The sequence below is a fragment of the Corynebacterium sp. HMSC075D04 genome, assembly GCF_001815635.1.
Classification (GTDB): Bacteria; Actinomycetota; Actinomycetes; order Mycobacteriales; family Mycobacteriaceae; genus Corynebacterium; species Corynebacterium coyleae.
Genome location: NZ_KV821324.1, coordinates 1 through 2,644, shown reverse-complemented (window position 1 = coordinate 2,644; position 2,644 = coordinate 1). Strand labels below are relative to the sequence as shown.

2 protein-coding genes are annotated in these 2,644 nt (G+C 58.9%); both read left to right on the top strand.

The features are described 5' to 3' along the window. Nucleotides 1-136: 136 nt before the first annotated feature. Nucleotides 137-1,777, top strand: coding sequence for an IS21 family transposase (gene istA / locus HMPREF3048_RS03845; protein ID WP_083316713.1), 1,641 nt, complete (start codon nucleotides 137-139; stop codon nucleotides 1,775-1,777). Nucleotides 1,778-1,780: 3 nt separating this feature from the next. Next, entirely contained in the window at nucleotides 1,781-2,548 is a 768-nt protein-coding gene (locus HMPREF3048_RS03840; RefSeq protein WP_070771239.1) for an ATP-binding protein, read from the top strand. Nucleotides 2,549-2,644: the final 96 nt, after the last annotated feature.

Here is a 2,644-nt window from a genome sequence, read left to right as displayed (position 1 = left end):
TTGTTGCGCGGTCGTATCTAGTAACACCGTGGTGAGTATCGAGTAACGCATTGGTGAGCATCCAGTAACAGTCCGGGGGAGGATTCTGGTGACCGCGTGACTTCAGGGCACGCGGCGTTACCAGAGGAGTCTGATTGTGACTGACTACCGGGCGGTAATGGATCAAGTGCTCAAAGGCTGGTCTTTCCGCCAAATCTGTTCGAGTCTGCGGTGCTCGCACACCACGGTGCAAAAAGCACGCGATGCGCTTGTGGAACACAACATCACAACGCGTGAGCAACTTCGTGGGGTTGCAGATCATGAGCTAGCGGACTGGTTCGTCGACGGGCGCAGCCATGCTCAGGGCGATTTCGTCCCGATCGATTTCGACGCTGTCGCCAAGGCGCGTATCGGGCGCAACAAGGTGACTCTGCAGGTGCTGTGGAGCCGCTACACCGCACAGCCTGCGGGGCTGGGCCAGCGGTATTACAGCTACGAGCGGTTTCGCCAGCTTGTAGCCCAACACGTTGATACAACTGGGCTGACCGCCAGGATCACCCATGCCCCAGGCCATACGATGCAGGTGGACTGGGCCGGCACGAAGATGCGACTGTTTGACCCCACCGGCGGGCAAGGCTCGAAGGTCAGTATCTTCGTCGCCTCGCTGCCGTACTCGGGCATGGTATTCGCCTGCGCGTGCGCTAATGAGCGCCAAGACGCGTGGCTTGCAGCCCATATCCGCGCGTTCGAGTACTTCGGCGGGGTCGCCGAGGTCATCGTGCCAGATAACGCCTCGACAGCCTCGAACGCGATCAGTGCTACGGACAGGAATCGCCGGGTCAACTCCACCTACGAGGAGTTTTTGGAGCACTACAACACCGCCGCGTTGCCGGCCCGTGCAAAACGGCCCAAAGACAAGGCCAACGTCGAAGCCGCAGTCAAGATCATCACCCAGAACGTCATCGACGCACTCGATGGCCACCAATGCGTCGGGATAGACGAGCTCAACACAAAAATCACCACCCTGGTCGATAGGATCAACGCTGCCGAACCGTTTCGCGGCAATGCGACGAGCAGACGCGCATTATTTGATCAGTTCGAACGCGACGTGCTCACCGCACTACCGGCAACACCGTGGCAGCGCACCGAATGGAAACGCGCCAAAGTCGCACCCAATTTCCACATCAGAGTGCACAACGCGCATTACTCGGTACCCCACCTACTGGTGGGCCACACCGTGGATGTGCGCATCACCGGTGACAGCCTTGCCGTCTTCGACGCCGGGCAGCGTGTGGCCACCCACCAACTCGCACGTGCCCGCGGAGTGTACGTCACCGACACTGACCACATCCCGGCGAACATAAGTGACACCCGTGGGTTGTGGACAAGCGAGTACTTCCTGCGCGAAGCCGCCAAAATCGGGCCAGCCACCCACCAAGTGATCTCCGAGCTCATCGAAGCCAAAGCGATCCCTGCCCAGGCGTACCAAGCGTGCCGCAACGTACTCAACATGGGCAAACACGCCAACAAGCCAATCCTCGAAGAAGCCTGCCGGCGTTTGGTATCCGCCGACGGCGCCAGGCGTTCTGTGTCGTATACCGCGGTGAAAAACATGATGGCCGCCGTACGCAAAGACACCTCCACACGCCCCACAGGCACCGATGTAGCAACCATCCAGTCAACCGGCAGGCTCGCTGACGGTGCGCCTGCCCCAACAACGCGTGACACACGCGGCGCCTACCTCGGTGGTGCTGCCCAGTTCAGCCTCGAAAACCTCACCAAGAAAGGATCTGCATAACCCATGCCCCACCCACAACCAGCATCATCATCCGCCCGCTTCCTCGACGAATCAGTCCTGCCGATCTTTACCGATCTACGCATGACCGCCTTCGGACAAAGCGTCATCGACATCGCCGCCGATCCCGCATTCGACGATTGGAGCTTCTCCGACAAAGTGCTCTATGCACTCGATAAAGAGGTAGCGGCCAAGCGTGAGAGGCGAGTCAACAAACTGCTCAAAGCATCCCGATCGCCAAATCCCGATGCTTGCATCGAAGACATCACCTACACACCCGGCCGCACCATCAACAAAGAGCAAATCACCCGACTCGCTCACTGCCAATGGTGCCAAAGCGCACAAAACATTGTCATCCTGGGCAAATCCTCCGTCGGAAAAACCTACCTCGCCCAAGCACTACTCACCGCGGCGTGCAGAAACGACTACTCCGCACGCTTCTTCCGCACCGACACACTCGCCAACCACCTCGCCGTGCTCAAACACGACGACCCAGCCCGCATCACATTCCTCGAAGACCTACACAACACAGACGTGTTAGTCCTCGACGACTTCCTCACCACCCCAATCGATGCCGCCACCGCACACCAACTACTCAACATCCTCGCAGAACGCGAACCCCGCGGATCAACCATCGTGACATCCCAGTTCACACCCGACGAGTGGTACAAATCCATCCCCGACGCCGTCATCGCCGAATCAATACTCAACCGACTCGTCGCCGGCGCCGAAATCATCACACTCGAAGGCACCAATATGCGACTGACCCAATAACCCCCGCTACCAACCCAAACGCCCGGGTGTTACTCGATACTCACCCGGGCGTTACCCGATACTCACCACAGTGTTACTAAACACGTGGTCTAAACA